The organism is Rhizobium sp. 10PS4, assembly GCF_032464805.1.
GTDB lineage: Bacteria > Pseudomonadota > Alphaproteobacteria > Rhizobiales > Rhizobiaceae > Rhizobium > Rhizobium laguerreae.
The window spans coordinates 323,304-344,662 of record NZ_JAWDIW010000007.1; the positions used below are offsets into that span (position 1 = coordinate 323,304).

Annotated in this window: 21 protein-coding genes, 1 tRNA gene and 2 pseudogenes; 12 read left to right on the forward strand and 12 right to left on the reverse strand. The window is 60.2% G+C overall.

Translation table 11 applies throughout. From position 1 onward, the window contains the following. Positions 1-8: 8 nt before the first annotated feature. From RWJ89_RS16115 to RWJ89_RS16130, 4 genes are all read right to left on the reverse strand, one after another. Positions 9-680, reverse strand: a complete 672-nt coding sequence (locus RWJ89_RS16115; protein ID WP_168283758.1) for a class I SAM-dependent methyltransferase — start codon at positions 678-680, stop codon at positions 9-11. Positions 681-920: 240 nt separating this feature from the next. Further along, entirely contained in the window at positions 921-1,226 is a 306-nt protein-coding gene (locus RWJ89_RS16120) for a hypothetical protein (protein WP_168283757.1), read from the reverse strand. A 154-nt stretch (positions 1,227-1,380) separates the two neighbouring features. Further along, the gene (locus tag RWJ89_RS16125; protein ID WP_316031133.1) at positions 1,381-1,752 is read right to left on the reverse strand and encodes a cell surface protein; all 372 of its coding nucleotides are present in this window, start codon (positions 1,750-1,752) and stop codon (positions 1,381-1,383) included. Positions 1,753-1,941: 189 nt separating this feature from the next. After that, on the reverse strand, positions 1,942-2,262 hold the full coding sequence (locus RWJ89_RS16130; RefSeq protein WP_168263374.1) for a hypothetical protein: 321 nt from the start codon (positions 2,260-2,262) through the stop codon (positions 1,942-1,944). A gap of 198 nt (positions 2,263-2,460) precedes the next feature. Here RWJ89_RS16130 and RWJ89_RS16135 point away from each other — a divergent pair, with 198 nt between their 5' ends. Further along, a complete protein-coding gene (locus RWJ89_RS16135) occupies positions 2,461-3,183 on the forward strand; it encodes a class I SAM-dependent methyltransferase (protein ID WP_020048253.1) in 723 nt (240 codons plus the stop codon). Positions 3,184-3,227: 44 nt separating this feature from the next. Here the strand turns inward: RWJ89_RS16135 and RWJ89_RS16140 are convergent, their stop codons facing one another. Next, positions 3,228-4,124, reverse strand: a complete 897-nt coding sequence (locus RWJ89_RS16140; protein ID WP_168283756.1) for a LysR family transcriptional regulator — start codon at positions 4,122-4,124, stop codon at positions 3,228-3,230. A gap of 131 nt (positions 4,125-4,255) precedes the next feature. On the opposite strand from RWJ89_RS16140, the gene RWJ89_RS16145 reads away from it, so the two are divergent. Beyond that, positions 4,256-5,671: an FAD-binding protein gene (locus RWJ89_RS16145; protein ID WP_246732159.1), complete on the forward strand. Its 1,416-nt coding sequence runs from the start codon at positions 4,256-4,258 to the stop codon at positions 5,669-5,671. 136 nt (positions 5,672-5,807) lie between these two features. Here RWJ89_RS16145 and RWJ89_RS16150 read toward each other — a convergent pair. Further along, positions 5,808-6,393 (reverse strand): annotated as a pseudogene (locus RWJ89_RS16150) (hypothetical protein). Between the two features lie 276 nt (positions 6,394-6,669). Between RWJ89_RS16150 and RWJ89_RS16155 the strand changes: the two are divergent. After that, entirely contained in the window at positions 6,670-7,095 is a 426-nt protein-coding gene (locus RWJ89_RS16155; RefSeq protein ID WP_168283753.1) for a hypothetical protein, read from the forward strand. A 212-nt stretch (positions 7,096-7,307) separates the two neighbouring features. Here the strand turns inward: RWJ89_RS16155 and RWJ89_RS16160 are convergent. Together RWJ89_RS16160 and RWJ89_RS16165 are read right to left on the reverse strand one after the other, a co-directional pair. Next, positions 7,308-7,543, reverse strand: a pseudogene (locus RWJ89_RS16160) (hypothetical protein); the annotation flags it as partial. 27 nt (positions 7,544-7,570) lie between these two features. Continuing rightward, a complete protein-coding gene (locus tag RWJ89_RS16165; protein ID WP_168283842.1) occupies positions 7,571-7,753 on the reverse strand; it encodes a hypothetical protein in 183 nt (60 codons plus the stop codon). Positions 7,754-8,193: 440 nt separating this feature from the next. On the opposite strand from RWJ89_RS16165, the gene RWJ89_RS16170 reads away from it, so the two are divergent. Further along, positions 8,194-8,439 carry a DUF982 domain-containing protein gene (locus RWJ89_RS16170; RefSeq protein ID WP_168263380.1) on the forward strand — a complete coding sequence of 82 codons (246 nt, stop codon included), beginning with the start codon at positions 8,194-8,196 and terminating at the stop codon, positions 8,437-8,439. Between the two features lie 163 nt (positions 8,440-8,602). On the opposite strand, the gene RWJ89_RS16175 is transcribed toward RWJ89_RS16170, so the two are convergent. The 4 genes from RWJ89_RS16175 to RWJ89_RS16190 all read right to left on the reverse strand — a co-directional run bounded on the left by RWJ89_RS16175 (position 8,603) and on the right by RWJ89_RS16190 (position 15,166). Beyond that, positions 8,603-10,474, reverse strand: a complete 1,872-nt coding sequence (locus RWJ89_RS16175; protein WP_316031134.1) for an adenylate/guanylate cyclase domain-containing protein — start codon at positions 10,472-10,474, stop codon at positions 8,603-8,605. A 611-nt stretch (positions 10,475-11,085) separates the two neighbouring features. Beyond that, positions 11,086-11,162 (reverse strand) — tRNA-Arg (locus RWJ89_RS16180). A gap of 122 nt (positions 11,163-11,284) precedes the next feature. Further along, positions 11,285-12,802: an ATP-binding protein gene (locus RWJ89_RS16185; RefSeq protein ID WP_168283751.1), complete on the reverse strand. Its 1,518-nt coding sequence runs from the start codon at positions 12,800-12,802 to the stop codon at positions 11,285-11,287. Positions 12,803-13,168: 366 nt separating this feature from the next. Beyond that, the gene (locus RWJ89_RS16190; protein ID WP_168283914.1) at positions 13,169-15,166 is read right to left on the reverse strand and encodes a methyl-accepting chemotaxis protein; all 1,998 of its coding nucleotides are present in this window, start codon (positions 15,164-15,166) and stop codon (positions 13,169-13,171) included. A 419-nt stretch (positions 15,167-15,585) separates the two neighbouring features. On the opposite strand from RWJ89_RS16190, the gene rpmH reads away from it, so the two are divergent. The 8 genes from rpmH to RWJ89_RS16230 all read left to right on the forward strand — a co-directional run bounded on the left by rpmH (position 15,586) and on the right by RWJ89_RS16230 (position 21,275). Then, positions 15,586-15,720, forward strand: a complete 135-nt coding sequence (rpmH, locus tag RWJ89_RS16195) for a 50S ribosomal protein L34 (protein WP_003545006.1) — start codon at positions 15,586-15,588, stop codon at positions 15,718-15,720. A 20-nt stretch (positions 15,721-15,740) separates the two neighbouring features. Then, complete coding sequence (rnpA, locus tag RWJ89_RS16200) at positions 15,741-16,142, forward strand: ribonuclease P protein component (RefSeq protein ID WP_020048241.1); 402 nt, start codon at positions 15,741-15,743, stop codon at positions 16,140-16,142. Beyond that, complete coding sequence (gene yidC, locus RWJ89_RS16205) at positions 16,142-17,932, forward strand: membrane protein insertase YidC (protein WP_131663101.1); 1,791 nt, start codon at positions 16,142-16,144, stop codon at positions 17,930-17,932. The genes rnpA and yidC overlap by 1 nt, the downstream gene beginning before the upstream one ends. Before the next feature lie 154 nt (positions 17,933-18,086). Then, positions 18,087-18,740, forward strand: coding sequence for a ribosome biogenesis GTP-binding protein YihA/YsxC (gene yihA, locus RWJ89_RS16210; RefSeq protein WP_131639883.1), 654 nt, complete (start codon positions 18,087-18,089; stop codon positions 18,738-18,740). A 267-nt stretch (positions 18,741-19,007) separates the two neighbouring features. Then, complete coding sequence (locus RWJ89_RS16215; protein ID WP_003588915.1) at positions 19,008-19,217, forward strand: cold-shock protein; 210 nt, start codon at positions 19,008-19,010, stop codon at positions 19,215-19,217. A 134-nt stretch (positions 19,218-19,351) separates the two neighbouring features. After that, entirely contained in the window at positions 19,352-19,576 is a 225-nt protein-coding gene (locus RWJ89_RS16220) for a hypothetical protein (RefSeq protein WP_027666179.1), read from the forward strand. A 120-nt stretch (positions 19,577-19,696) separates the two neighbouring features. Beyond that, positions 19,697-19,972, forward strand: a complete 276-nt coding sequence (locus RWJ89_RS16225; RefSeq protein WP_025392943.1) for a hypothetical protein — start codon at positions 19,697-19,699, stop codon at positions 19,970-19,972. A gap of 226 nt (positions 19,973-20,198) precedes the next feature. Beyond that, complete coding sequence (locus RWJ89_RS16230; RefSeq protein WP_131639884.1) at positions 20,199-21,275, forward strand: sensor histidine kinase; 1,077 nt, start codon at positions 20,199-20,201, stop codon at positions 21,273-21,275. The last annotated feature ends 84 nt before the right edge of the window (positions 21,276-21,359 follow it).

Below are 21,359 nucleotides of genomic sequence, written 5' to 3' on the forward strand. Positions count from 1 at the left end.
ATCATCGTTCAGCCGCCGGTTTCGTTGGAAAAGGCGGCGACGTCGTCGATGTCTGCCGCGCTCTGGCGATAACTGAAGCGCTCGCGCGACAGTTCCAGCGGCTTGCGGCGCGAAATCCGGTAGACCGAGGCCGGCGGCAGGTTGCGCACCGTGCCGCCGATGCGCACTGCCTTCAGACCGAGACGGTCGAGGATCGGCCGCGGCACCGGGCAGCGCGGACCATAGGTAAACTGGTAGACGGCGCCGCCCGGACGCATATAGGCAAAGGCGCCGGCCAGGATCGAGGCGATCTTGCGCGGCGACATGGACAAAAGTGGCAGGCCGCTGACAACCGCGCCGACCGGTTCGCCTTCGAAGATATCGGCATGGGCGAGATGGGCGGCATCCATCTGCAACACACGCGCGGTCGGAAAACGCGTCTGCAGCGATGAGATGAACTCCGGACCGTACTCGATCAGCGTCAGATCCGCTTCACTCACCCCGCGCGCCAGCAGCGCCCGGGTAAAGACGCCGGTTCCCGGGCCGAGCTCGATGATCGGCCCGTCGAGTGCGGCAATTTCACTGGTCATGATCCTGGCAAGCGAATCCCCCGACGGCGCGATGGCCGCGACCCGAAGCGGGTTGCTGACCCAGGAGCGAAAAAAATGCAGGAAATCGGAGCATGCGGCCTTTGCAGTCATGACTATCCCACCCGTCTGAAATTCGATTGATTATGAAAAGCGACCATCGCGGCGAGCATGGCAATTCCAAGGCAGAGGCGTCAATCGCTTGCCTGAGCGGCGTTTCCCAGATTTTTCCGCCACGTCCCGAGTATTTATACCTAATGCATTTTTGCAGTCAATGCAAGATTGCCAATCGACACGCGAAAGGGGGCGGCCCGGAAGCCGCCCCTGCTCAAATCGCGAGATGCCGAGGCGTCCTCAATAGTTGCAGCTGGAGCCGCTCCCCGGGTTGAAGCCGAGCTTGCAATCCATCTTGAGGGGCTTCTTCGGGTTCATCATGTAAGGCGTCATCCGACCTGAGGTTTCCGAGCCGCGCTCACCGATCGAACCGGTGGTGCGCCTGTCATGCTCAACCGTGGTTTCTTGTTGGGCAACCGGACGCTCGGCTGAACCTTGCTCTGTCGCGCTCGACTGGAGGGGAGCTGCCATGGCCGAGAAGGCCGAAAGGCCGAGGATTACGCCGAAGGCAGCGGCCATCAGGCCGGTCTTGAAAGTCGTGGTCATAATCGTCTCCTTGGGAGGATTCGTGGAATTTACGCCCCGGAGTTAGGAAGCGGATCTGTCACATACTACGGCGCCGCAACGGCCATCACAGACATGTGAGCAGCGGCCCGATCAAGAAAAAGGCGGCTCATCGCCGCCTCTTTCATTTGCCGGCTCAATAGCCGTTATCGCAAGGCATGCTGCCGGGGCCGATCGATCCGGAAAACGTAGGGTTGCACATTTCCCGAGCTGCCGTCCTGTTCACCGGCTGGCGGACGATGGAGCCCGTGGTGCCGGCCTCGACGCCGAAGGCGGCAAGCGGATACCAGTAGCCATCGGAATGGCGGCGGGTGCCGGGGCGCTCCGTGCGAAAGCCCTGATAACCATGCCAGGACCCGGCATGTGATTTATATTGCACCATTTTTACATCCGAGACAGCGGGCGGTCGAGCCGTCTGAACTGGTGCTGCCTGCGCGGGGATGATCGACGTGAGGGCGAGAAGGGCGCCGAGCACGGCGGTGGATGGGGCAAGCCTGAACATCTTCATGATAAACCCTCCTTATGGATTTATCTTAGGAAAATGCCTTTCAGACGAGCGGAGTTCCATGGCTCACATGCAATTCCAAAACTCGTGATTGCAGGCGATCCGGCGTGACTAAATCGCCGAAAAACGTGAAAATTCGCAATCAGCAAAGAGCTCGAACGGCGCTGGTGACGAAACGTGAATTCTCTGTTCTCAATTCGCGTATAATGTCCGGTAACCCTGGCCGGAGAGGCAAGCGACATATTGGCGATGGGCGGCAGCGCGCGCCGTGGTTTCGGCTTCCAACTCATCCGCCCCGGCATAGCCGGTCAGCTGGGCGCGCAGCTGATACTGCTTTCTCGCCTCGTCATACATGGCGTTGCCGTCGGTCATGCAAAGGCCGTGCGCAACGACCGGCGGATTGACCGGCACGCCGACCGCCAGGAGCACGGGATCATTGGCATGGTCGATGCAGCCGCCAAGACCCGTCATCATCGCCAGGGCAGCCAGAGCTCGAAAAATTCCCACCGCCATGCATTCCTCCGGCTGAAGCGCCTTAAAGATCATCAGACCTGCGGATACATCAGGAAGGTTGCGCGAAACTAGGCTGATGGGCTTGCCTGCCATTCCGGCCGGACGCGCCACTTGACTAGTCATGTTGAAATATTGCTAAAATATTATATTAATGCTTACTTATAGTCGTAAACGCTAATCTTTCGGGAGGGAAAGATTATGGCTTCGCCGTGGGTAAACGACGCGCTCTCGCACGCACAATCAGCATTTTCCAGCAAGACTGATACAAATATCCTTGAGGTCGGAGGCGGCTCTCGCACGCATATCCCCTTGAAAGGAGCGCGATATACCGTTGTCGACATCTCCAAAGAGCAACTCGAAAAGAACCAGGACGCCGCTGAGAGGATCCTCGGCGATGCTCAGACCATCGACTATGGAGATCGTCACTTCGACGCCTGCGTCTTCTGGGACGTTCTCGAGCATTTGGAAAGCCCGCGCTCTGCCTTGTTGAGAGCCCATGATACCCTGTCTCCCGGTGGCCTGGTGTTCGTCAAGGGTCCGATCCTGAATTCAGCCAAGGGGATCTTCACCGATCTGACGCCCTGGTGGACACACGTCTTGTTCTATCGCTACGTGTTGCGGCAGAAAAACGCCGGAAAGCCGGGTTATGCCCCATTCCGCGTCGAGCACGCCGCGGAGGCATCCCATTCGGAGATTGCCGGGACATTGAAAGACCTCGGCATGGATGTCGTCTTTGTCGGCGAATATGTGTCGACGCAGGTGCATGCGCTCAAGGATAGAATTCCCCCGCTTTATTGGCTCTATGAAGCTTTCGGTCTTCTGCTTCGCACGACCTCAGCCGGCAAGATCGGGGGTCGGGAGACGGAGTTCCTGATCGTGGCCAAGTGCCGTGGCCAAAGCAGATCGGTCTCTTCGCATTAGGTCTCTCTATTGGATGACCGCTGCAGACTTTTGAGCGACATGCATTAGAAGTCCGCGCTCTTTAATCGGGTGGCCAGGACGTCTGTGAACAATTTTGTTTTCGCAAGGGGTATCTTTGTGGATGGCCAGACGGCGTGGATTGGAATCCTCGTGATTTCGAAGTCCGCGAGTACCACCTCCACGACGCCGTCGTCGACCAGGCGGCGGATCTGCCAGAGCGGCGCGCGGCCCAGTCCAAGCCCGCGCGCGACGGCAACATGGGCGGCAGCCGCACTATCCGTCCTGAAGCGCCCACGGACGCGGACGCTCTTATGCTTCCCTGCTACACGGAACGGCCATTTCTCGATGTCCGGATCATCGGCGGCGTGAAGAACGCAGTGATGGTTTTCGAGATCATCTGGATGTCCGGGGCGGCCGTACCGGGCGAAATAAGTTGGCGCGCCAAATATAACGACACGCAATTCGCCGATGCGTCTGGCCTTGAGCGTGGAGTCGGGCATCTCCCGGATACGCACGGCGAGATCAAGTCCCTGCTCCAGCAGATCGACCTGGCGATCCGAGACCTTGAGCTCCACCTCGACCGCCGGATACCGCTCCAGGAAATCGCAAACCACCGGCGCTACGAAGGCGGGCGCAAACAGGACCGGGGCTCCGACACGCAACAGGCCTGAGGGTTCGGCGCGCTTGTCGGCGGCTTCGCGTTTGGCATCGTTGATCTCGATCAGGGCTGGCTTGATGCGGCGATAGAGGGCAAGCCCGGCTTCGGTGGGGGTCGACTGGCGCGTCGTGCGGTTTATCAAGGCGATCCCCACGCCGCGCTCGAGCGCCGTCAGCGACCGGTTGATCGATTGCAGCGACCGGCGCAAGTCGCGGGCAGCGGCCGTCTGGCTACCCTTCTCGATAATCGCCACGAAGGCTGCAAGATCATCCAACCGGTCCATCGAAACTCTCCCGATCTTCGGAAGAGTCTATGTCAATCACAGCCGGTTGTCTCGGCTGGCGGCCACCCGATATAGAATGGAAGGTTGGTGCCGCCGCGCTTTTTGCCTGTCATCCAAGAGAGGAGCGCATCATGACCACGAACAAGCGGACACTGCTGCATGCAGGCCTCACCGCGACCGCAGCGCTGGCGGCAGAGGCCACCGGTCTGGCAGCGGCCGCGAAGGCGGAAGAGACCCCCTCGGTCGCCGGCGACGCCGTCACCGCAGCGGCAGAGGATTTCGGCCACCTCATTCATAGGAAACCGCAGACCGTTCTCAAACCGGTATCGGCGGCCGATATCGCCGAGTTGATGCCGTGGGCAGCGAGCCGGGGTTTGAAGGTCGCGGCCCGTGGACAGGGCCATTCGGTCTTCGGCCGGGCGATGGCGGAGGGCGGCGTCGTGCTCGACATGACATCGATGCGCACGATCCATGATGTCCAGCCGGATCGCATCAGTGTCGATGCCGGCGCGACATGGAGCGCCGTTCTCGACGCCGCCTTGCCGCATGGGCTGACGCCGCCGGTGCTCACGAATTATCTTGAACTCTCCGTGGGCGGCACGCTTGCTGTCGGCGGCATAGGCCCGACGACATTCCGATACGGCATACAGACCGACAATGTTCTCGCCCTCGATGTAGTGACCGGTGACGGTCGTCACCTCACGTGTTCGCCAAACTCAAATCCGGATCTTTTCGACGCCATCCGTGCGGGGCTTGGCCAGTGCGGCATCGTCACGCGGGCCATCTTGCGTCTGGTGCCAGCCCCGCAACGGGTTCGGCGGTTCAACCTATTTTACACCGACTTGCGCTCCTTGACGGCCGATCAGCGGACAGTGCTCACCGACGGCCGTTTCGATCAACTGCAGGGCGCCATTCTGCCCGACGGCGCCGGCGCGTGGCGATATCAGCTCGAGAGCGCCGTCCACTACGACGGCCAGGCGGCTCCCGACAATGATGCCGTGCTCGCCGGCTTGTCGGATCAGCGCAGCGCGGCGGTGATGTCCGATCTGACCTATAGCGAGGATCTCAGCGCGTTTGCGCGCCTGGAAAGCCTGCTCCGTTCGAATGGCCAATGGTTTCATCCTCATCCGTGGCTGCTGACATTCCTGCGCGGCTCCAACGCCGAGCAGCTTGCCGGCGACATTCTGGCCGGGCTCAAAAACTCGGATGTCGGTCCTTTCGGACGGATTACCTATTACCCGATGTTCACAAAGGCGCTGCATACGCCCCTTATCCGGATGCCGGATGAGAGCATCGCCTTCCCGTTCAATCTCATTCGCATCCCGGCATCGAAGGATGCGGCCAAGGCGGAACACATGGTCATCAGCAACCGTGCGCTTTACGAGCGCCTTCGCGACGCAGGCGGCGTCCTCTATCCGGTGAGTGCGTTTTCCATGTCGCAGAACGACTGGAAGGATCATTTCGGGCCGAGATGGTCGCTGCTCCATGACGCCAAGCAGCGCTACGACCCGCTCGCCACACTGACGCCTGGATACACCGTGTTCTGACTGCAGCTGGATGTGTCCCAGGCAATGCTTCCTTGGTTCATGCCGGGCACTCCCCCACCAAGATCTATATAGCACCTCGGAATCCCGAAATTGGTTGCGGCATTGAAATCATTCAACGTTTCTTCACCTGCACACCTTACGAAGCGCGGCGAATTTCGGAATCCCGAAGCGGGGGATTTCGGGATTCCGAAGTGGGACTTTTTTCTTCCTGCCGACGCGACCGCGTTTGTCGGCGGCAATCTTGCGGTCGGTCTCGGACCATTTCCGGCATCTTTCCGCCGTGCACCGTTTCCACTCATCCGTTGGTGGCGCACCCTCATGGTCACCGACAAAAGTCAGCGTGAACCGGTTGGGATGCGCAACACCGCTGCCGGCCCGGCCGCGGCGAACTTTTATCAGCCCCTTATATTCGAGCTCATCGATCGCATCGGCCACATATTCGCCGGTCACGCCGTAGGACACGAACTGAGGATGGGTCACGATCAGTTTGCCGTTTTCCAAGGCGGCGTGGACCGTGTGCTCGATGACGATGCGGAAGAAGGCGCGGCAAGCATTCGCACTCAATGTGGTGAAGGCCGGGGATTCCAGCAACTGAATGGTGAACCATTGCCAGCGAAGGCTGCTGTCATCCGCCGCGCCCGGCGGAGCGGTATGCTTGCGCACCATCGCCCGCGTCTTTCCCTGACTGGTTCGGCTTTGTCGCGAGGATTGAATTCCGCCATCAGCCCCTCGCCCGCGTTGTCAGTCGGTATCCACCCGCCCTCCCGAGCCTGTTGCGGGAACTCCGTTCATGCAGCGCGTGACGGCCAAAGCTCGTCCACACCATCACCTCATCTCTGAGAAAAAATTTGCTCAGCATCTAACAGTCCGTGGTTGCAATGGCGGCAAACCTAGCGCAAGAACGATCCATGAACTAGGAAAATATTCTTAGTTATGATCTTCTATTATCCAGTCCCTTCTGCTAGGATCCCTGCAATGAATCTTGGGGTAGAAGCGCGATGCGAATAATCGGTATGGGGGAGAAGAGCGTGGTCGTTTGCGTCCGGCGATTGTCGGCATTGGTTTCGATCTTACTGGCAAGCGCCGTCCCGGCTTTTTCCTGCGATCAGCCGATCATGATATCTAACTGGTCGTTCTGTGCGATCGCCAACGTGACCGATGAGGGCGGCGACGCTGATTGGAAAGTCGTGCCTGCATGGACTCGCGAGAAAGCCATAAGCGCGTATTTCGGAAACGATCCGCGGCTGCTGGCAAACCACGGACTTTGCAACGCCAAATTCCATCGCGTTGTACTCTGCCAGCCGGGATGGCAAACGGGCAACCCGGATGAGTGCTCATATCTGGTTTGCAGCGGCTATTACTCAGCCTTGTTCGGGAAGGAAGAACGGGAAGCATATTCAAGAGACTACCCTACCGCGCAATAGTTCTTCGTTACGCCGCCTTGGGGCAGAAACTGGAGCGGCCGATGACCTTGATCTCCCGATCTCGATCTTGAAAACCTGAAGCAGGTTCGATGGCGGATCAGCTGGTCCTCCCTGCAGCCAGTTGTCGGTTGCGCCCATGAAGGCGCATCTTCGGGTCTCTGGCTCGTTAGCCAGAGGTAAAGTAAAACGAGTAAACCAACGCCAAGGGGGACTTCCTTGGCTTTAGAAATCAGAAGGACCAGAGTTCCGTTACGCGCCACAGCACTGATGGCCGTTGAGATCAGCCGGAGTGGCCCACGCGCGATAGCGTCTCCGGCGGAGGCCGTTTTCCGGGACCCTGATCGATAAAGGTCGAACAGGCGGCGCATCGAAGAATGTACGAACCGCGGTGGACCATCGATTCTGTTTTGTCAAATCCGCAGGACGGGCAGGCCAACATATTGGTCATTGCTTCACTCGAGCATGAGCACGCGGCTTATGAGGCGGCGGCCAGAATGACGGCGATCGCGAGCAGCAAAGGACCCATCCACTTGAAGTGGCGAACCACCGGCGGCCGGTGTGCCGGCTTGCCTGGATATGGCAGATAACCAAAGCCGACGGATGTCATCCATAGGCCGGCGCAAAACATGATGATTTCATCGATATAGGCTGCGATCATGACTTTCCTGCCCTCGGATCGGCCCTGTGATATCTCCGTCTCGGCATCCGATACCACTCATCCTACCCATCAGTACGGCCAGACGGAAGAGAAGAGTGAAGCTGAGAGATTAAACCTTGGGTAGCAAGGGCTATTCACGCGAGCTTCCGGCAGATCTGCAGCCAGAACCCGGTATGGCCGGACCCGGAAAAGTCTCCATCGTTGCTCGCCAGGGAGACGCCTGCCCGGCAAAACCTTGCTGGCGTATGAATTCGTTCAGGAATTCTAAGAGGCTCCGCATAAGCGCGCAAAACGGCGGCATGAAACCCTTTTCGAAAAGCACATCCCAGCAGTTCACTGCTTCGAGAAAAGCATCTCGTTCATCCCCTCACCTCGCCACGCTGGATGAACCGCGTTATGTGAGCAGCCTACAGAAAGCACGCAGCGGAGATCCTGAGATCATGCAAACCATTTGGAAGAAGCCGGTAACGCTCGCCCTTGAAGGCCCGGATCAGTGGGTGGTGATCCAGACCACCCAGGCCGCAACATGGGCGCTGGTCGAAGACTGGCCGACCGAAGAGGGGCCCGCCTTGGATAGAGCCTGTACGGTTTGCGCCGACGTCATGGCAGGAAAACGAAACCGGGAAGAGGCGCGGCAGGCGTTCATCGATGCTGCGATCGAAGCCGGAATCCCGATTAAGGAATAGGGCCACAACTCCGCGCGGCGCCTATCTGGCGCTGGACGGCGAGCGGTCATCTCGGCCCGCCATCCAGCGTGATGAAGAGATTATAGGCGATCAGCCATCATAATGGCCCGACAATGCTGCCTCCACAGACTTGACAAGCACGGCCAGATTGACGCCAGGAACGTCAAGCCGCCTCCGGGGCTTTGGCTCTTGCCAGGTCCTGCAGGAACTCTTCCATCAAGGGCTTGTCGCCAAAACGGCGATAAGCCCTTTCCGCTTCCAGCGAGAATGCCGGGTGGGCTTCGACAAGGCTCGCCATGGTAGCCTGCGCCTTTTCAAGCTCCCCGCTTCCACCCTGCAACGCGGCCTGGATGAGAAGGCAATTCTCATCGCGGGGCGCTCTGACAAGACACTCGCTGATGACCGTGGCCGCCTCTTGGCGGCGGCCATCGGCATAAAGCGCCTGGCCATGCACATAGGCATAGTATTCCGGTGCCATGGGATGCAGTCGGCGCGCCCGTTCCGCATTGGCGACAGCGTCCGGATAGTCTCCGAACCGGACCTGCGCTTTGGCCAGCGCAATCATACTGTCGGGATCGTTGGGATTCAGTTCGACCGCACGCTGCGCCGCCTGAAGTCCGCCGGAATAGTCCGCCTGCAGCGCAAGTCCGAAACTGATTACCTGATATCCAAAACCGAGATTGGGATCGAGGCGCACGGCCTGCCGCGCCTCGCTGAGACCCAAATCTAGTTCGGGCGCGGCGGCCTGACTGCCGGACCTTTGCGCCACTTCGCCTATGTAGGTCAACGCAAGGCCTGCGCGGGCTGCGGCATAAGCCGGGTCCATTTCGAGGGCGCGCTGATACAGGCCACGGGCAACGAGAATAGCGTTCTGGTCAGCGGCGCCGTGCCGGTAACGGTCGCGCGCCTGCAAGACGAGATCATAGGCCTGCAGACTATCCGTCGGCCGCAGCGCCGCCGCTGCCGCTTCGCTTCGGCCGATATAGGGCGCGAGTTGCGCGACGATTTCCGTGGTGAGCTCGCTCTGGACGGTGAAAACGTCAGCAACCTTCTTGTCGAAGCTGCGCGACCATAAGTGCGCGCCCGTGCCTACATCAATGAGCTGCGCCGAAACGCGGAGCTGGTCGCCTTCCCGGCGCGCGCTGCCTTCAACCACGTAATCAACGCCAAGCTTTGCCGCGAGCTTACGCACATCCGTCTCCTGACTGCGCACGGCATAAGTGGAATCGCGGGCGATGACCTGAAGCTCGGGATTACGAGCGAGCGCCGTGGTCACGTCCTCGGTCAGTCCGTCCGCAAAGTAAGGCTGGTTGCCGCTGCCGCTCATGGTTGCGAACGGCATGACGGCAATCGAGGGCCTGGGGTCTCCACGGGTCTGATCTAGAGAGAGTGCAGCCGGGATGCCGCTCACCATCGCTGCCAGCGGAAGAGGTGAAATCTGGGTGCCGATGAGAATGAGAGCGATGGCAGCAATGCCATAAGACCAGCGCGCCGCGCTGCAGCGCAGGATATGTGGCACCTGCCGCCAGATCGACCAGGGAGAGCCCGCCCGCCTTACGCGGTACACTTCAAGCGGCTCGGGAATATTCTTGGCGCGCCTGCGGCCGACTCGAGCGAACAGGTCGCCGCGGTTGCGCTCGGCGGCCATCACCACAGCGCCGCTGACGAATATCTGGCCGGGCTCGGTCATGGCCTCAAGCCGGGCCGCGACGTTCACCCCATCGCCATAGACATCGCCATTATCCTCGATGACATCACCGAGGTTGATGCCGATACGCAGCTTGAAAGGCCCGTCGTCAAAACCTTGCTGGATGGCAAGTGCCGCATCAACGGCCGCGTTGACGCTCGGGAACATCGCAAGGAAGCCGTCACCCGTCGTTTTGAAGGTGGTTCCGCCATGGCGGGCGACAGTGGGGTCGATCAGGTGGTCAAAAACAGTGCGCAGCTCCGCATAGGTGGAAGACTCGTCCTCGGCCATCAGCCGGCTATAGCCGACGATATCAGCGGCCATGATTGCCGCGAGCTTGCGTTGCATTTCAGTCTCCCAACGGGCTTGGCACAAAGCCGGCACTGCCAAAATTAGTGTGCAGCGATCCTTCAGACTAGTCCTGAAATTGGGAAAGCGGTTATCACTACAGCTCATAAATGCGTGAATATTGAGACGGTCCGTCAGTTGGCGGTCCGCCGGCCTCCACTTCGTCTGGAGCCGCCCCATCGCCTCACCGATGAGAGCGACGGCAATACAGACGGGCAGCCCTTGCTTTAGTGGGTATATTCCAGAGGCCCGCTTCTCTTCGTGCAAGCGATCGTCACTCTGAAGATGCTATTTGTGAGGGCGGCTGACGGTTCTCAAAGGGCCGCCTCGCTTCGCTGAAGGACGAGCGCGGTCACGCGAAGGCCGCGCTGGAGCGAGCGCTCGCCGAGTTGCGCCCCGACACGCGCATGACTGAGGAGAAGATCGACGCGTTCGCCCCGCCTCATGCGGGAGAAGGCAACGCAAGGACGATATCTTTCTGCCTATCTTCGCTCCGTTATCGATCAGGTCGAAGTCGATGAAATCCGCACCCGCGAAAGGCGGGACGTTCTGGAGCGTCTCGATGAGCGGAGCGGCTGCGGCAGGAGTGCCCGGTTTTGCATGGAAAAGAATGGCGCACCCGAAGAGATTCGAACTCCTGACCCCCAGATTCGTAGTCTGGTGCTCTATCCAGCTGAGCTACGGGTGCGTGCAAAATGCGGCGGTGCCGCTTGCGTGGCGATCCTCTAAAACGTCCTTCAGGACAATGCAAGAGCATTTCTGAAAAAATCGCGTCTTTGTCTGCCCGCGGCCGCGCCTTGCCAAACCCCGTCACTTTTCAATATGCGTCCGGCTGCGGTAATCCTCCAGCGAAACCGGGCGATCGGGGATCTCGATGCGGAACTGCGTGCCGACCGTCGGTTTTTCCACCAGCGCGATCGTGCCGCCATGGGCGAGCACGAGCTCGCGGGCGATGGTGAGGCCGAGGCCGGTGCCGCCGGAACGGGCGGAGCCGCGGAAGGCGGCAAAGAGGTTCTGGCGCGCCTTCAGCGGCATGCCGGGGCCGGTATCATCCACCGTGATGCTGACGACGCTGCCGACGCGCTGGGCGGAAACGGTGATGCGTCGGGCACTGCCGGCAGCGCCCTCGCCTGATGTCAACGCCTGCAGCGCGTTGCGGCAGAGATTGTGGATGACGCGGAAAAGCTGCTCGCCATCGGCATCGACCTCAAGCTCGGCGCCGATCTGCTCTGCGAATTCGATGCCGCTTTGCGGATCGATCGCCAGCATGTCCTTGACGTCCTGGGTGAGTTCCAACAGGCGGATATGGCGGCGGCGCGGCGCGGATTCGCTCGCCTTTCCGTAGGACAGCACCTCGGTGGTGTAACCGACGGCGCGGTCGATGGTACGCAAGAGTTTCGGGGCAAAGCTTTTCACCATCGGGTCGTCGACATCGACCAGCCGATCTGACATCAGCTGCGCAGAGGCCAGGATATTGCGCATGTCGTGATTGATCTTGGAGACCGCGAGGCCGAGAGCGGCAAGGTTCTTCTGCTGCTTCAGCGTCTTTTGCAGCTCCATCTGCATCGAGGTGAGGTTGCGGCCAGCGACCGCCAGTTCGTCGCGGCCGCCGTCGCCGATATAGATATGGGCGGGGTTCTCGGGATCGGAGGAGAATTGCTGCATGCTGCCGGTCAGTCGGCGGATCGGGCCGATGAGGATACGGTTGATCGCAAAGAAGATCAGCGTCGCCGTGAACAGCGAGATCAGCACCGAAAGCAAGAGGACGTTGCGGGAATAGGCGAACATCGCCGTGCGCAGCGGCCTGTCCTTCATCACCACCTCGACGCCGGTGTTGGTGTCACCGACGGGGCCATAGACCCGAATTATCCTGCTGCCGCCGAAGATCAATGTGTCGAGCGCGTCGCGTATCGCCGTCACCGGCGGCACGTCGGTGAGATCATAGGCTTCATCGACGGAGGCCGGCATATCGGTCGTCGCCAAGAGCCGCGAGGTGCCCTCCTTGCGCAGCACGATGGCCTTGGTGCCGGTCGCCTCCAGCGTCTCCTTCTGCAGCGCCCGCGGCAGCTCGACGGGCTGCAGCCCATCGATGACGATGGCGGCGGCAGCGGCGGTGTTCAGCCTGTCCTGCAGCCAGCGCAAGCGCATGCTGGCAACCGAGGGAAAGAAGATCAGGATTTCGGCGAGCATGATAAAGAAGACGGTGAGCCAGAGCAGCTTGCCGGAGAGGCCGCCGAACATCCGGGCAGGCGGGCACCGCGCCCTTACGGCCTCGCCGGCCGCCGGGATTTCCGCCGAAGGATTGTCGCCCTGGTCTCTTATCGGCATTCTCGTCTCGCCCGATCGGCAGCACTTCAGCCGCCCTTACCGTTGAGCTCTATATTAGACCAAGATGCTCCGCTTTCAAATCTTTGCGAGCAGCGTTACGTCGTCACAAAGAAACGCCGCCCGAGAGGAGGAAGGCCCCTCCCCAACCCCTCCCCACAAGGGAGAGGGACTAATTTGCGGCGCCCGCGCAGCAAATATCAGCCTTTCCGCGGATGAAACGACGAAGTGGGATGCGCCAGTGCGACAGGTTAAACCCCTCACCCTTGGGGGGAGGGGTTTGGGGAGGGGTCTTTGCCCGGCGCGGACCGGGCAGAAAAAACCAACGCCGCCCGGAGGCGGCGTTAAAAGGCGCGTGATCAGTAAAGCTTAGAACTCTTCCCAGCTCTGTTCGGCCGGAGCGGCATTGCCGCCGAAGGCGCGGGCGACCTTGGCGATCGCCCGGCGGGCGGGCGAAGCAACCGGCCTTTGCGGCTCGTTGCGGACGAGCGCCACAGGTGCCGGCGCATCATCGGACAACTTGAAGCGGGCAATGAGGCGCACCAGGCCACCGGCTTCGGCTGAAAGCCTGTGCGTGGCGGCGGAGGTCTCTTCCACCATCGCAGCATTCTGCTGGGTCACCTGGTCCATCTGGTTGACGGCGGTATTGACTTCCTTAAGGCCCGTCGACTGTTCGGTCGCAGCCGTGGCGATCGAATGGATATGGTCGTTGATGGCGATGACGCGGGTGCCGATTTCGGCCAGCGCCTCGCCGGTCGCCTGAACGAGCTTGACGCCAACCTGCACTTCGTTGCCTGACTTAGTGATCAGCGCCTTGATGTCCTTGGCGGCCTTTGCCGAGCGCTGGGCGAGTTCGCGCACTTCCTGGGCGACCACCGCAAAACCCTTTCCGGCATCGCCGGCGCGGGCCGCCTCGACGCCGGCGTTCAGCGCCAGCAAGTTGGTCTGGAAGGCGATCTCGTCGATGACGTTGATGATCTGGCTGATTTCGCGCGAGGCCTGCTCGATGCGGCCCATCGCCTCGACGGCATTGCCCACAACGACGCCGGAGCGGCCGGCATTCTCCTTGGCTTCGGACACCATAATGGTGGCTTCATGCGCCCGCTCGGTGGAATTCTGGACGACGGCGGTGATCTCGTCGAGGGCTGCCGAGGTCTCTTCGAGGGCGGCCGCCTGCTGCTCGGTGCGCTTCGACAGGTCGTCGCTGGCATTGCGCAGCTCGGCGGTGTTGCCGTTCATCGCTTCCGTGGTTTCGCGCACTTCGCGCATCGTCGCCTGCAGGGTGACGAAGGTATTGTTGACGTTCTGCTGCAGCTCGGCGAAGGCGCCCTGGAAGTTGCCGCTCATCGTCTGGGTGAGGTCGCCTTCGGCAAGGCTTGCGATGACGCGGCGGGTCTCGCCGATGCCGGCATCGACGCTCGCCAGCAGCGTATTGATGTTGCCGGCGAACTGGTTGAGGTTGTCGTCCTCGTAGTCCTTGCTGATGCGGTGGCCGAAATCGCCGGCCGCAGCCGCAGCCACGACGACGGACATGCTCGACTGCAGGTCGTCGCTCTTGGCGCGCATCGCCGCCTCCTGGGCGTTCAGGCGCTTGACGGCCAGGCCGTTCGCTTTGAAGACCGCAACAGCTGCGGCCATCTCGCCGATTTCGTCCGGACGGCCGGCAAAGGGGACCTCGGCGTCGAAATTGCCGTCGGCGACTTCCTTGATGGCATGGGTGACGCGCTTGATCGGGCGGCTCAAATGGCTGGTGCCGATATAGAAGCCCATGCCGATGCCGACCGCGATGCCGATGCCGGTAATGCTGAGCACGAGCATCAGCACCCAGGAGCGGAAGCTCTCGATCTCGGCATTCACGGTCTCCAGCGCTGCCTTGTCGGTGGCGACGACGGCATCGATTTCCGCCTGGAACGCCTTGCGGTTGGCGCGGTTGGCGTCGTTGTTGCCCTGTTGGCCGGCGGCTTCGGGGCCGACTTCCGTGCCGAGGCGGGCCGTTTCCGTGCGGAAGGTGCGGAATTCCGCGGCGCGGGCGACGAGCTTGGCAAAATCGGCCTTCTGGCTCTCGGGAACGAGCGGCGCCCAGCCCGAGATGACCTTGTCGATCTCGTCGAGGCCGGCCATCAGGCCCTTGGCGAAGTTCGGCGTATCCTTGATCGTTTTGGCGGCATAAATGCCGCGCGATTCCATGACCACCGCCGTGACGAAACGATTGAGGCGTTCGCCGGCATAGGCGCGGCTGGCGGCATGCTCGTAAGCCGTCAGGTTGCGACTGTATTCGTGCATGGCGGACAACGCCGTTGCGCCGATCAGAAGTGCCACCGCGCCCATCACGCAAACCAGCAGATTAATTTTGCCCCGGATCTTCAATGCAATGCTCCTAGCTACGCCACTGCCTGGAAAGCAAATTCCCAGTCGATGCATTGAATATCGGCGAAATTTATTAAAGTTAGATTTCTAATATTTACGATTATGGCTTCGGAAGTGATCCATGCCGAATGCGGCGAGAACGCTTAAGCGCCTGAAAACCGGGGCTATCGATCTGCCTCGGCGAAATTTACAACCACTCGGGGCAGGGCCTAATTTATTAACACCAGAGTGCGAAAATACTTTCCGAGCCAGCAGCGCAGAGTGAAATTATCCAGCATAATTGACTTTTATGGGCTTCATCCTTATAAGCCCGCGCACGTCCGGTCACGCAAGCCTTTCATGGCCCGCCCGTTCGAAAAACAACGCTCCTTGCATTATGCAAATTCAAGAAGGGCCGCACTCCGCGGTGTTTAAAATAAATGAAGCGTACCTACCAACCATCCAAGCTTGTTCGCAAGCGTCGCCACGGTTTCCGTGCCCGCATGTCCACGAAGGGTGGCCGCAAGGTCATCGCAGCCCGCCGCGCGCAGGGCCGCAATCGTCTGTCGGCGTAAGCCGGGTTGCCCGGTAAAAGATGGCGGGCGAATTGACGATCAGTGAGAAGAAACACACTGTCGGGCGGCTGAAGAGCCGCCCGCAGTTTCTTGCCGTGCGCGAGGGCGAAAAACGCCGGGGCGGCTTCTTCCTTCTCGAAGTCCTCGACCGGAAGGAACCCGACAGCCAGGCACGCGTCGGTTTTACAGTCACCAAAAAACATGGCAACGCGGTCGAACGGAACCGCATGCGCCGCCGCCTAAAAGAGGCGGTGCGGCTTCATGCGGGGTTTGCAATGCAGCCCGGACACGACTATGTGGTTGTCGCGCGCAGGGACGTGCTTGACGCGTCCTTCCAGGAATTGGCCGCGGAACTGAAATCCCGCGTGGAAACCAGGCCGAAACACCGGCGCTCCGGAGACGGACGCCCCAGGAACGTATGATGGAAAACAACCGCAATTATTTCATTGCGATCGCTCTCTCGGTGCTGATCGTCCTCGGCTGGCAGTTTCTCTATATGAATCCGCGCATCGAGGCCCAGCGCAAGGCGCAGGAAGCCCAGAAGGCGCAGCAACAGACCGAGCAGGTGCAGCAGCCGGCAGCCGGCGGCGAGACGCCGGCCCAGCCGAGCGGTACGGCCCCTTCCGGCCAAGCAGCCGCGACAGCGACGCTCGAGCAGGCGCTGACAAAGACCCCGCGCGTCGCCATCGATACGCCGGCACTTTCCGGCTCTATCAACCTTGCCGGCGCCCGTCTCGACGATCTGAAGCTCAAGGGTTATCACGAGACCGTCGACGACTCGAGCCCGATCATCACGCTGTTCAGCCCGGCCGAGACCAAGGACGGCTATTTCACCGAACTCGGCTATATCGGCAGCGACGCGACAGGCGCCGTTCCGGGTGCCTCGACGCTCTGGACCGCGCCCGAGGGCGCCAAGCTCACCGAAAAGACGCCGGTGACGCTCTCCTACACCAATGACAAGGGCCTGACTTTCACCCGCACCATCTCCGTCGACGAACGCTACATGTTCACCGTCGCCGACAAGATCGAGAATACCGGCCAGGCGCCCGCATCGCTGTCTTCCTACGGCAGGGTGACGCGCTACAACAAGCCGACGACGCCCTCCGTCTACGTGCTGCATGAAGGCTTCATCGGCGTGATCGGCGACGGCCTGATCGAAACCAAATACAGCGCCGTCGAGGAGGAAGCCGTCAAGCCGGCGAAATCCACCGGCGGCTGGCTTGGCATCACCGACAAATATTGGGCGGCGACGATCGTTCCACCGCAAAGTGCCGCCTATGAGGCGCGCTTCTCGCACTTTGCCGATGGCCAACCGCGCTATCAGGCCGATTACAAGGATGATGCCTTCACCGTTGCGCCGGGCCAATCGATCGAGCTCAAGAACCTCGTCTTCGCCGGCGCCAAGGAAGTGCCTGTTATCGACGGTTACGAGGCCAGCTACTCGATCCCGAAGTTCGACCGGCTGATCGACTGGGGCTGGTTCTATTTCATCACCAAGCCCATGTTCAAGCTGATGGACTTCTTCTTCCGCTACTTCGGCAATTTCGGCGTGGCGATCCTGTGCACGACCATCGTCGTCAAGCTCCTGTTCTTCCCGCTCGCCAGCAAGCAGTACGCTTCGATGGCGAACATGAAGCGCATGCAGCCGAAGATGGAGGAGTTGAAGGCAAAATTCGGCGACGACCGCATGGGGCTGCAGCAGGCGATGATGCAGCTCTACAAGGAAGAGAAGATCAATCCGATCGCCGGCTGCTGGCCGGTGGCGCTGCAGATCCCGATCTTTTTCTCGCTCTACAAGGTGATCTACATCACCATCGAAATGCGGCATGCACCCTTCTTCGGCTGGATCAAGGACCTTTCGGCGCCCGATCCGACGACGATCGTCAATCTGTTCGGCCTGCTGCCTTTCGAGGGGCCGGCGCTGCTGCACCTCGGCGTCTGGCCGTTGATCATGGGCATCACCATGTTCGTGCAGATGCGCATGAACCCGACGCCGCCCGATCCGACACAGGCGATGATTTTCAACTGGATGCCGCTGGTGTTCATGTTCATGCTGGCAAGCTTCCCGGCCGGCCTGGTCATCTACTGGGCCTGGAATAACACGCTCTCGGTGGCGCAGCAGGGGCTGATCATGAAGCGCCACGGCGTCAAGGTCGAACTCTTCGACAATCTGAAGGGTCTGTTCCGACGAAAAGAAGTGCCGTCGAAATGACGCTTGCCAAGCCCCGCTCCGGCGGGGCTTTTCATTTCCGGGCGGCGGACGAAGGAAACAAGGCATGCCGCGCAGGCGCCCGTCAAAGCTTGACATCCGCCCACAAAACCACGAAGCCCGGTAAAAGACCGAACCCAGAGATTGCAGAACCCGCATGTCCGACATCGAAAAGCCGCTCTTCGGCCACCCATGGATCTTCATCCGCGGCGTGCCGTCCCTGAATTTCCTGCCGCCGGAAGGGCCGCTGGAAGTGGCTTTTGCCGGTCGCTCGAATGTCGGCAAGTCCTCGCTGATCAATGCGCTGGTCGGCCAGAAGGGCTTGGCGCGCACCTCGAACACGCCGGGACGCACGCAGGAACTGAACTATTTCGTTCCGGACGGTTATTCCGGCGAAGGCGGCGACCTGCCGCCGACTGCGATCGTCGACATGCCGGGCTATGGTTATGCGCAAGCACCGAAGGAGCAGGTCGACAAGTGGACCAAGCTCGTCTTCGATTATCTGCGCGGCCGCGCGACGCTGAAGCGCGTCTATGTGCTGATCGACAGCCGCCACGGCATCAAGAAGAACGACGACGATGTGCTTGATCTGCTCGACAAGGCCGCCGTCTCCTACCAGATCGTGCTGACCAAGACCGACAAGATCAAGGCGGCCGGTGTGCCGAAGCTCATTGCCGAAACGGCGGAAAAGATCCGCAAGCGCCCGGCTGCCTATCCGGGCGTGCTGTCCACCTCGTCCGAAAAGGGCGATGGGCTGGACGATCTGCGCCAGGCGATCGCCGAAACCGTCGGCATCGCCCGCTGGAAATAGAAGGCCTGCGCACCCCGGACACGGAGCCCTGTTTGGTGTAAAGGTCTCCGCGGCATCCCAAGGTTGAACATAAGCCGAACTGAAAACTAAGGGTTGACGGCGCAGCTTTGATAAGCTAGATAGCGATCATCGAATTTTGCTTGCTGGCTTTGTTATCGCGCGATTGGCACCGCGCTCTGAACGAACTTCCTTTCAAAAATCGCTATCACCATCCGCATCGCCTCGGCGTTGCGGTTCTTCTATATTGTTATGAAAGGGTTCATCATCATGACCACTGGCACAGTTAAATGGTTCAATTCCACCAAAGGCTTCGGCTTCATTCAGCCTGACAACGGCGGCGCTGACGCCTTCGTTCACATCTCCGCCGTCGAGCGGGCCGGTATGCGCGAACTCGTCGAAGGCCAGAAGATCGGCTTCGACCTCGAGCGTGACAACAAGTCGGGCAAGATGTCCGCTTGCAATCTCCAGAACGCTTAAATCGGTATCTGCTTCCCTTTGACCACGGATGTACTGGCACTGCCGGAAGCACGTTATCAATCCAAGGCCAGGCGATTTGCCTGGCCTTTTTCGTTTTCGCTCGCGTGTCGAGCCCTCCAGCATCGGAGCCTAAGATGACAGAGACATACAGCAAATCTCGCCAGCGGGCGGAGATCGCCTTCGGCAACGTCCAGACCCAGTTCTTCGCGAAGAACCAGGCGGCCGAAGAGCTCGAATCCGACGCCCAATCGCAACAGGCAAAGACGTTGCGGCTTCGGGAGGCCCGGCTTGCGCGGGAACATAGTAACAGGGTGTCGGCAACCTCTGCCCTCATTGCGAAACGCGCCCGAGCCCGCTGAGATCTCAAGCCGATCGACAAGGCTCGATATTTAAAACGCGCTGAAGTGACGGGCTTGCAGATCACGCGCTGCAGCATGGCCGAAGGCGTGCTGGCATTCACTCGCATTAAGGAAGCGTCAATGGCAGAGACTGCGAACGAAATTCAATCGATCAATACGGCATGGCAGATCGCCATTCAGGAAATCCTGCGCATGGTGATCAGAGACATGTATCACGGCGGCGGCGAAGCTTCGTTCAGGAGCCATATCAAGCGTATCGAAGAAGCGGCCGTCGATAGTATTCACACGGATCTGAGGCTGCGCGGGACTGATGAATGGACGGAAGTCCTGGTCAAGGAAAGGGCAAGCAATTTCGTCACGACCCTGCTGACATCTTTTACGTATGACAGAGCTTAAAAATGTCGCGCAAGACTATGCAGAAAACAAGGACCTAAAGCGCGAAGAGCTTTGGCTCAGAGTGGCTGTTCCGCGCCGTTTTGCAGCACTCCAGAAAGACGCCGACAGATAATCGGTGCGATCGCGGAGGCTGGTCAGCACCGATTGCGCTTGCCTCCGCCCGTTTTTTCAAGCAACCGTCAAATCTCGCCCGTGCAAGAAAAGTCGCCCCCTTGAGTGATCGTCGATGACTAACACCAAAGACCAGCCCCTTTCGCCCGAAGGTGTGGGCAACCTGCCTCACCTTGCCGAAGCCCTCGATGATAGCCGGTTTCGACACTTTCTCGATCATGTGCCATTCGCGGTGGCTGTCTCCGAACTCGCCGGCAACGAGCCGCTGATTTACGTCAACCTGGAATTCGAACGGCTGACGGCGCTTGAGGCAAAGCAGGTCCAGGGGAAGCCCTGGTCGGAGATCGAATTGAATTCAACGTCCATCTCCGGAGACGTGCCGCTCACAACCGCGGTGACCTCTGCGGAGGAGTATATCGGTGCCTTCTCGCTGGTGCTCGAACCCGAGAGCACCGTGATCATCGATGTCTGGTCGAATACCATCATCGACGATGACGACACGCCGCTTTTCCGATTGGTAGCATTTGCAGCTCGCAACGAGGCGACCGGCGCGGAGAGCTTCAGCGCATTGCTGACGGAGAAGGATGTCCTTCTGCGGGAACTTCAGCATCGCGTGAAGAACAATCTTCAGATGATCACGGCGCTCATCCGAATGGAGGCGCGCAATGCTCAACAGAACGAGGAAAGCGAGAGGTTTGCACGGCTTGCCGGGCGGATTGAAGCCTTGGCCCTGCTCTATCGCTCGCTGTCGGACGAAGAGAAAAACGCCACGGTCGATCTTGGCACCTATGTCAGCCAGATTGCCGCCTCGGTAATGGCGGCCCATGCCGTGGAAGGGATCCGGCTGGACATGAAGGTCGATACCTGGCCGGTTTCGGTCGATGTCGCGATGCCGGCCGGCCTCGTCATCAACGAACTCCTCACCAATACGCTGAAGCATGCCTTCCTCGGACGCGATGGCGGCGAGATCACGCTCCGCTGTGTCGTCGGCGAAACCGGATGCAGGATCACCGTTGCTGACAATGGAGTCGGTCTTCCCCGGGATGTCACCTGGCCGCAGCCGGGAAAGCTGAGCGCGATGATCGTACAGTCGCTGAAACAGAATGCCCGCGCCGAGGTTGAAGTCAGCTCGTCCCCTGACGCCGGCATGAGTGTCTCCCTCGTCTTCCCGAGAGTTGAAGCGGCCCAATAGAGCGCCGCGCGTCTTTTCAGACGCGCTATCACTTTGAATCTGCGCATAACCCCGAAAATCGATTCCGATTTTCTGGGTTATGCG

Bases quoted from the DNA above. Each gene is read 5' to 3' on its own strand.
- RWJ89_RS16115 (WP_168283758.1), bottom strand. From the start codon at position 680: ATGACTGCAAAGGCCGCATGCTCCGATTTCCTGCATTTTTTTCGCTCC.
- RWJ89_RS16125 (WP_316031133.1), bottom strand. From the start codon at position 1,752: ATGAAGATGTTCAGGCTTGCCCCATCCACCGCCGTGCTCGGCGCCCTT.
- RWJ89_RS16140 (WP_168283756.1), bottom strand. From the start codon at position 4,124: ATGGACCGGTTGGATGATCTTGCAGCCTTCGTGGCGATTATCGAGAAG.
- rpmH (WP_003545006.1), top strand. From the start codon at position 15,586: ATGAAGCGTACCTACCAACCATCCAAGCTTGTTCGCAAGCGTCGCCAC.
- RWJ89_RS16165 (WP_168283842.1), bottom strand. From the start codon at position 7,753: ATGATCGCAGCCTATATCGATGAAATCATCATGTTTTGCGCCGGCCTA.
- RWJ89_RS16225 (WP_025392943.1), top strand. From the start codon at position 19,697: ATGGCAGAGACTGCGAACGAAATTCAATCGATCAATACGGCATGGCAG.
- RWJ89_RS16120 (WP_168283757.1), bottom strand. From the start codon at position 1,226: ATGACCACGACTTTCAAGACCGGCCTGATGGCCGCTGCCTTCGGCGTA.
- RWJ89_RS16220 (WP_027666179.1), top strand. From the start codon at position 19,352: ATGACAGAGACATACAGCAAATCTCGCCAGCGGGCGGAGATCGCCTTC.
- yihA (WP_131639883.1), top strand. From the start codon at position 18,087: ATGTCCGACATCGAAAAGCCGCTCTTCGGCCACCCATGGATCTTCATC.
- RWJ89_RS16145 (WP_246732159.1), top strand. From the start codon at position 4,256: ATGACCACGAACAAGCGGACACTGCTGCATGCAGGCCTCACCGCGACC.
- RWJ89_RS16215 (WP_003588915.1), top strand. From the start codon at position 19,008: ATGACCACTGGCACAGTTAAATGGTTCAATTCCACCAAAGGCTTCGGC.
- RWJ89_RS16175 (WP_316031134.1), bottom strand. From the start codon at position 10,474: ATGCAACGCAAGCTCGCGGCAATCATGGCCGCTGATATCGTCGGCTAT.
- RWJ89_RS16185 (WP_168283751.1), bottom strand. From the start codon at position 12,802: ATGCCGATAAGAGACCAGGGCGACAATCCTTCGGCGGAAATCCCGGCG.
- RWJ89_RS16230 (WP_131639884.1), top strand. From the start codon at position 20,199: ATGACTAACACCAAAGACCAGCCCCTTTCGCCCGAAGGTGTGGGCAAC.
- rnpA (WP_020048241.1), top strand. From the start codon at position 15,741: ATGGCGGGCGAATTGACGATCAGTGAGAAGAAACACACTGTCGGGCGG.
- RWJ89_RS16170 (WP_168263380.1), top strand. From the start codon at position 8,194: ATGCAAACCATTTGGAAGAAGCCGGTAACGCTCGCCCTTGAAGGCCCG.
- RWJ89_RS16135 (WP_020048253.1), top strand. From the start codon at position 2,461: ATGGCTTCGCCGTGGGTAAACGACGCGCTCTCGCACGCACAATCAGCA.
- yidC (WP_131663101.1), top strand. From the start codon at position 16,142: ATGGAAAACAACCGCAATTATTTCATTGCGATCGCTCTCTCGGTGCTG.
- RWJ89_RS16155 (WP_168283753.1), top strand. From the start codon at position 6,670: ATGCGAATAATCGGTATGGGGGAGAAGAGCGTGGTCGTTTGCGTCCGG.
- RWJ89_RS16130 (WP_168263374.1), bottom strand. From the start codon at position 2,262: ATGGCGGTGGGAATTTTTCGAGCTCTGGCTGCCCTGGCGATGATGACG.